This window comes from Lederbergia lenta NBRC 16444 (genome assembly GCF_001591545.1).
GTDB classification, from domain to species: Bacteria; Bacillota; Bacilli; order Bacillales; family Bacillaceae_C; genus Lederbergia; species Lederbergia lenta.
Genome location: NZ_BCVC01000002.1, coordinates 463,923 through 470,579, shown reverse-complemented (window position 1 = coordinate 470,579; position 6,657 = coordinate 463,923). Strand labels below are relative to the sequence as shown.

At 36.3% G+C, this 6,657-nt stretch carries 8 protein-coding genes; 6 read left to right on the top strand and 2 right to left on the bottom strand.

All coding sequences use genetic code 11. The features are described from left to right. The 6 genes from BLE01S_RS12195 to BLE01S_RS12170 all read left to right on the top strand — a co-directional run. Positions 1-597: exosporium glycoprotein BclB-related protein (locus BLE01S_RS12195; RefSeq protein WP_274379914.1), on the top strand; the 597-nt coding region annotated here is incomplete at its 5' end. Positions 598-759: 162 nt separating this feature from the next. After that, entirely contained in the window at positions 760-1,059 is a 300-nt protein-coding gene (locus BLE01S_RS12190; protein WP_066142189.1) for an alpha-helical endospore appendage domain-containing protein, read from the top strand. A 241-nt stretch (positions 1,060-1,300) separates the two neighbouring features. After that, the gene (locus tag BLE01S_RS12185) at positions 1,301-1,666 is read left to right on the top strand and encodes an alpha-helical endospore appendage domain-containing protein (RefSeq protein WP_174521724.1); all 366 of its coding nucleotides are present in this window, start codon (positions 1,301-1,303) and stop codon (positions 1,664-1,666) included. 49 nt (positions 1,667-1,715) lie between these two features. Further along, entirely contained in the window at positions 1,716-2,183 is a 468-nt protein-coding gene (locus tag BLE01S_RS12180) for a hypothetical protein (RefSeq protein WP_066142183.1), read from the top strand. Between the two features lie 46 nt (positions 2,184-2,229). Next, on the top strand, positions 2,230-3,282 hold the full coding sequence (locus tag BLE01S_RS12175) for a glycosyltransferase family 2 protein (protein ID WP_231955839.1): 1,053 nt from the start codon (positions 2,230-2,232) through the stop codon (positions 3,280-3,282). Positions 3,283-3,416: 134 nt separating this feature from the next. Continuing rightward, positions 3,417-4,496 (top strand): tetratricopeptide repeat-containing glycosyltransferase family 2 protein, encoded by a 1,080-nt coding sequence (locus tag BLE01S_RS12170; protein ID WP_066142180.1) that lies wholly within the window; start codon positions 3,417-3,419, stop codon positions 4,494-4,496. A gap of 253 nt (positions 4,497-4,749) precedes the next feature. Here the strand turns inward: BLE01S_RS12170 and BLE01S_RS12165 are convergent, their stop codons facing one another. Further along, positions 4,750-6,129 (bottom strand): glycosyltransferase, encoded by a 1,380-nt coding sequence (locus tag BLE01S_RS12165; RefSeq protein WP_066142177.1) that lies wholly within the window; start codon positions 6,127-6,129, stop codon positions 4,750-4,752. 130 nt (positions 6,130-6,259) lie between these two features. Continuing rightward, positions 6,260-6,625: a DUF2188 domain-containing protein gene (locus BLE01S_RS12160; RefSeq protein ID WP_066142175.1), complete on the bottom strand. Its 366-nt coding sequence runs from the start codon at positions 6,623-6,625 to the stop codon at positions 6,260-6,262. Between the last annotated feature and the right edge of the window lie 32 nt (positions 6,626-6,657).

The following is a 6,657-nucleotide window of genomic DNA, read 5'->3' as shown; positions in this document are numbered from 1 at the left end:
ACTGGAGCTACGGGACTTACTGGAGCTACGGGACCTACTGGAGCTACGGGTGGTGGTGGAGCTATTATTCCATTCGCATCTGGTCTACCTGTAACACTAACCACAATTGTCACTATTCCTGGTGTTACTCCACCAGTAGTTGGCCTTGGTAGTATGATCGGATTTGGTAGTTCTGTTGCTACTCCTAGTGTTCTTGGGGCTACACTAGACCTAACAGGGGCCGGCGGAGGGCTGCTAAACTATTCGTTTTCTGCTCCACGTACTGGAATAATCAATGAGATAGCAGCCTATTTTAGTGTGACTGCTGGATTATCACTTGGGTTAGGAAGCAGTATTAACGTTACAGCACAACTATATCGCTCAACCACCCCGGACAATATTTTTTCAGCAATACCTGGTGCACTTGTAAACTTGGCGCCACTTACGGGGATAACCATTACAGTTGGTCAAACTACTAATGGAATTGCAACTGGGTTAAATGTTACCGTAACACCAGAAACTCGCTTATTATTGGTGTTTTCAATTACAACAACTGGATTAATTAATATAGCTACAACCCTAGCTGGTTATGCTAGTGCGGGTATTACGATCAACTAATGTCAAGCAACTAGAATGCAGGATTAGGCGAATGAAGAAATTTTTCATTCGCCTATTTTTTATTCTGTTAATTTTCAAGTGCCTAATTATAGCAACAAACAAACAAGTTTTCATATAGTAATATTGTTGTGCTCCATCTTAAAGTGAAAGGAGATACGAAAAATGTCTCAAGCTAACATACCAAATATCACCCCGGAGATTTCTATAGACCGAGATGATGTGATTAATTTACTTTTAGCTTCCATCGCCTTGGAAGAAATTGGTTTAGCACATATCATTAATGCAGAAGCCGAGAAAATCCAATATGTTTTGGGAACATTACCAGGATCACCAAGCCCATCAGCCACAATGGCCGATCTCATCCAAATAAATAACAATGTGCAATCGACTCTTGAAACAGTGATAAAAAAAGAACTTTTACTGGGAACAAAGTTAAATGATGTAATACGAATCATAGAATAAAATGATACGAGTTCTAACTAAAAAGCTTCTATTTTCCACACGGACTTTTCCTAATTCCGGCGAAAATAAGAGCTTTTTGATTTTAATATATTGTAAATATGCATTTCTCGAAAATGGACTGTCACTAAGTCATAATCCCAGAGTACAATATGGTGTTGAAGGAATAAAAGCTTATATCCTTCAAAGAGATAATTGACTGGTGGAAAAAGGATGCAAATACTTTGTAAGGGAGGAGAAAGGTTTGTCATTACCCAATATCCCTAATATAACTCCAATCATATCACTCTCCCGTTGCAAAACAATTGATTTATTACTAGCTTCGGTAGCATTAGAGGAAATTGGACTTTCCCATATATTAAATGCTGAAGGGGAAAAACTGCAGTCATTCTTAAAAACTTGCCCTGATTCATTGGATGACTTTCTTCAAATGAATGATAGTGTCAATAAAACACTCCGTACAATAGTCAAATCACAGATGTTGCTCAATATGAAATTAGATGAGGTTTCATCCTTAAATGAAGATGGCTATAGATGTGACTGTGATTGTAACTCCAATGAGGAATCCGAAGACTATCATTGTCATCACTGCCGTTGTAAAGACTTCTAATACTTCGAAAGTGTAATGTAATGCAATAGAAAGGAGCGGATTTTTTATCATGAATATCAGCCCTTCACAGACGTACGAAAAATTATTAAAAAGTGAACGTATGTCTACCCGCTTTTTTCATTCTTTCATCTTATTTTTAACTGAAGAGCTTCAGCATTTAGATTCCAAATTATTGACCCCACAAGAAAAAATTCGGGCAGAAAAAAATATTGCAGCATCGCTATCACTAATTTGGGATTTGCATCATCTTCTTACGTGCAATCATTCTATACACTTAATAGTAAGAAATCCCAACTCCAAAACTACCTTATCTAATAAAGAGATCAAAAACTCTGCAAAACGGTCTTTTCAAATGTTTCAACATATAGCAAAGTCCATTCCGTTTATAAAAAGTGAATACCGAATTCAATGTGAGCATGCCTTAGAAAAGATTTTATCGTTCTATTTATCAAGTGATTACTTCGTAAACATAACAAATAATAACCCTATTCCAAAGCCTTGGAAACCGAAAATTTAGATATGACCAATGTTTCATTTAATTACTTCGTGAAAGGGAGTATGAAATGTCCACTATTTCTTTATGTATGATTGTTAAGAATGAGGAAGATTGTATCGAACGGTGTTTAGATAGTGTTCATGCTTTAGTCGATGAAATAATCATCGTTGATACAGGTTCGACTGATATGACCACCACCTTATGTAAAAAATACAAAGCAAAAATCTATGAATATTCATGGAATCAACATTTTGCCAAAGCACGCAATTATGGGTTGTCTCAAGCTACTGGGGATTGGATTTTATGGTTAGATGCAGATGAAGAGTTAGATAAGCATGGTAAATTAAAAATACAAGAAGCTTTGGAATCGACCGATACAAAAGTATTTACATTACCGACTATTAATTATTATGGTGATACTTTAGCCAATGAAAACGAAGCATTCATACATTATCAACCGCGCTTATTTAGAAACAATCATGGGATTAGGTTTTATAATAGAATTCATGAAAACCTTCGTCTCCCGTCGGGTATAGAAGGACAACCCATTCAAGCACAGATTAAACATTATGGATATTTACAGGGCATTGTGAATAAAAAACAAAAGGCTAAACGTAATATGAAGCTTCTCAAGGAAGAGCTTCGTGATCAAGCACATGAACCATCGACAGAATATCATTTAGCAAGTGAATACTATCGAAACAAAGAATATGAACGTGCTTTCATATATATCAACCAATCCATTCTTAAATTCCTACGAAAAGGAGAAAAGCCGCCTTCAATTACGTATAAATTAAAATATGCCATTTTAATAGAAACCGGAAGTTTTGATGGAGCATGGCCGAGTATTGAAAAAGCTATCCTTCTTTACCCAGATTATGTTGATTTATATTTTTATAAAGGTTGGATTTTATATAATTTAGAAAAATATACAGAAGCTATACAGACGTTCGAACAATGTATAGAGCTCGGGGAAGAACACAAAGATCACCTCATTTTAAAAGGTGTAGGCAGTTTTAAAGCTTGGCATCATAAGGGATTATGCCTTGAAAAACTAGGTGAATTTGTGGAAGCGGAGAAAGCTTTTCAGCAAGCAAAAACCATAGAACGGAATGTTTAAATTAGAATTTATCCCCTAATAAAAGAAGCCAATCTAATTTATAAGGTATGATTACTGATTCGATTTTTTGTGAAAAGAATAAAGATAATCAGTACTTTTTTCTCTGCATAAAATAATTGTGGGAGGTTGATTTTTTGACTACGATAAGTTTATGTATGATTGTTAAAAACGAAGAGAATGTTATTGGAAGATGCTTAGATTCTGTAAGGGATATTGTGGATGAAATAATAATAGTTGATACGGGATCAACAGATCGCACAAAGGAGATTATAAGTACTTATACAGATAGTATTTTTAACTTCGCTTGGATAGATGATTTTGCAGCAGCTCGAAATTTTTCATTCGATCAAGCTACGAAAGAATATATCCTTTGGTTGGATGCTGATGATATCATTCATGAAGAAGATAGGGAGAAATTGATACAACTGAAGAAAGATCTCAAACCTGAAATAGATGCTGTTTCTATGGAGTATCAATTAGCATTTGACGAAGAGGGGATAGTTACTTCAAGTCTCAGAAGATATCGACTTGTGAAAAGAGAAAGATCTTTCCATTGGGTTGGACTCGTTCATGAATTTCTTGCTGTTGGCGGTAACCTTAGTCACAGTGAGGTGAGGGTGAAGCATATGCCGCAAAGTGATGAGGAGCCTTCTTTCCGCAATTTGCATATATACGAAAAAATGTTGTCATCAGGTGCAATATTGTCTCCACGTGATTTGTTTTACTATGCCAATGAACTAATGGATCATGGCTTTTATGAAAAAGCAATTAAACATTATCTACAATTCCTAGATACTAAGAACGGATGGGTAGAGGATAATATTCGTGCCTGTAACAAGTTAGCCGATTGTTACCAGCAGCTTGGTTTAGAAGATTTGAAGTTTGATTGGACCATACGTTCACTCTCTTATGGCCCACCGCAGCCTGAAACTTGTTGCAGAATAGGATTTTTATTTTTACAAAAGGAAGATTACCTAAGCGCTGCACATTGGTTTGAACAAGCTATTTCAGATCAAGATGAAAACAAAACTCTTTTTTTCCAAAATCAAGCCCACTCTACTTGGCTCCCCCACTTACAGCTAGCCGTTTGTTATGATCGCCTTAGACAATATAAGCTGGCAAATCAGCACAATGAACTCGCGGCTAATTACTATCCAACACAACCTAGTATCGTAGCAAATCAAGAGTACTTTAAAAAAGTACTCCAGGCTTAACTTCTCCCTGCTTAAAGCAGGTCACAATGAATTGTTAATTATGCCAGATCTTGCGGAAACAATGCCCACCTCCTAGCAAACTTCAGGATAATTCCAAGGATAAGCCAACATCGGTTCGCTTTACAGGCCTACCGTATTTCTTATCTCGACACTACGAGATCTCTCGACGTTGCCATGTCCTGTAGCAACGTCTCGTGAGACCTACATCATACATCGTACATCGTACATCGTACAGGCAAAGTTTAACGGGCAGCTACGCCTTTCGTATGACATGCATGATTATTTGATATATTTTAATTTGATCCGATAATTGATTCATTGAAAAATCGAACTTTTGGGCAAGGTGGCTAACTTCGTTGAAAAATAGGGCCACCTTTGGGTCCACTTCAATATAATTATATTTTTTCGTTCGGATTTCAAACATATCGCTGGGAAACAATGTTTCAACAGTATTAGGCGTAAAAAACCGCAAATGGGTTCGATCTAAAATTCCTGCATTTTGATAATTCCAATATCCCTGGAGTAATGGAAATAATGCCTCTGCATGTAATATATTAGGAATACTACAAATCATACTTCCACCAGGTTTTAACAACTGAGCGTATTTTTGGATAACCTTTCCTGGGTCTTTCAGATGTTCCAATATATCTGCAAAAAGGATGACATCAAAATAACCATCTGGCAATGCAAGTTCCAGTGGCTCTACATCTTCCTCATATACTGCTTGATAATGAGATTTAGCGAAAGAAGCAGCGAGTGGATTTAACTCAATTCCGAATAACTGACATGATTGACGATTCTTTAACTCTAACCCGGTAGCACCAGCACCACATCCAACATCTAATATCTTCCCTGCTTCCATCGGTACTAACTGAACGATTTCATACCGAGGATGCATATAATAATTTAAATCAATGTCCCATTTATCTATGAAATGTTGTTGATTTCTCAAATATAGATAATTTATATCAATATCTTGATTTCCAGTAAATGTAGCATGGCCATGATGATGAATAAATGCATCTAAAGCGATATAGAGCTCATATCCATGTTGAAGTGCTCGGAGACACAAATCATCATCCTCAAATGATCCATACTCATAACGCTCATCAAAAGACCCAATCTTAATTATAAGATCACGTTTTACTAATAAACAAAAGCCAACTAGCCGTAATACCTGTCTTGTTTTTTCAAGATTTTCCTTACAATATTCACTAGCAAAAATATCTATTTCATTTATAGTCTGATACGGGACATCAATTTTTTGATGACCGCTAACGTAATTGCTCACCGGGCCAACCATACCAACCTTTTCCGATTTATATAGCACCTTTAGCATCGATTGCAACCAGTTTTTTGTCACAATCGTATCATTGTTTAAAAATAATATATTTTCGCCAGTAGCCACTTCCACTCCTTGGTTACACCCTTTAGCAAATCCTAGATTTTTTCCATTGAAAATTGTCTGAACCTTTTCTAAGCTCTTTAAATAATCAACTGTCCCATCTGTTGAACCATTATCTACAATAATGAGTTCAATGTCATCGACATTTGTATGTTTATGAATACTGTTAAGACATTGTTTTGTTAATGCTAACTCATTGTATGTGAGAATAATAATACTCGTTTTCAACTAATCTCCACCTTTTTACATTCCTTTTATATTTATATGAGTGGAAGATCTTTTTATGAACTCGCTACGCCTTTGAGTACCAGTCTAACAAACGAAAAAAGGCTACCTAGAATTAGGCACCCTTCTTCGTTTATTCATATAATCTTTGCGAAATATCGCCATTCTCCGTATAGATAACGAGTATACCGTCATGGTCATTTACATATTCTTTCGCTTCTCCAAGAAGACGTTCTTTTGTATCTTCTCGCTTGATCGCTCTTTTACCGTCCTTTTTCTTCAAAATCCAGCTTTCGTCTTCAGCTGTTATGTGATATTCCGGCCGATCATAATCATCGCCTTCGACGTATTTACGAGCCTGTGCGATCCCGATTGATATCGCTCGGCTTTCTTCCTTATTGTCTCTAAGGAGAGCATTAGCAATTTCTATCGCCTTATCACGAACATCTTCAGAAAGATTTTTCATTGAGTCTGGATAATCATTTTTTGACCAAGGCATTTTCCATACACTCCTTTAGATAAAGCCTATCT

Coding starts and splice junctions, on each gene's coding strand:
- BLE01S_RS12175 (WP_231955839.1), top strand. CDS start 2,230: ATGTCCACTATTTCTTTATGTATGATTGTTAAGAATGAGGAAGATTGT.
- BLE01S_RS12190 (WP_066142189.1), top strand. CDS start 760: ATGTCTCAAGCTAACATACCAAATATCACCCCGGAGATTTCTATAGAC.
- BLE01S_RS12180 (WP_066142183.1), top strand. CDS start 1,716: ATGAATATCAGCCCTTCACAGACGTACGAAAAATTATTAAAAAGTGAA.
- BLE01S_RS12160 (WP_066142175.1), bottom strand. CDS start 6,625: ATGCCTTGGTCAAAAAATGATTATCCAGACTCAATGAAAAATCTTTCT.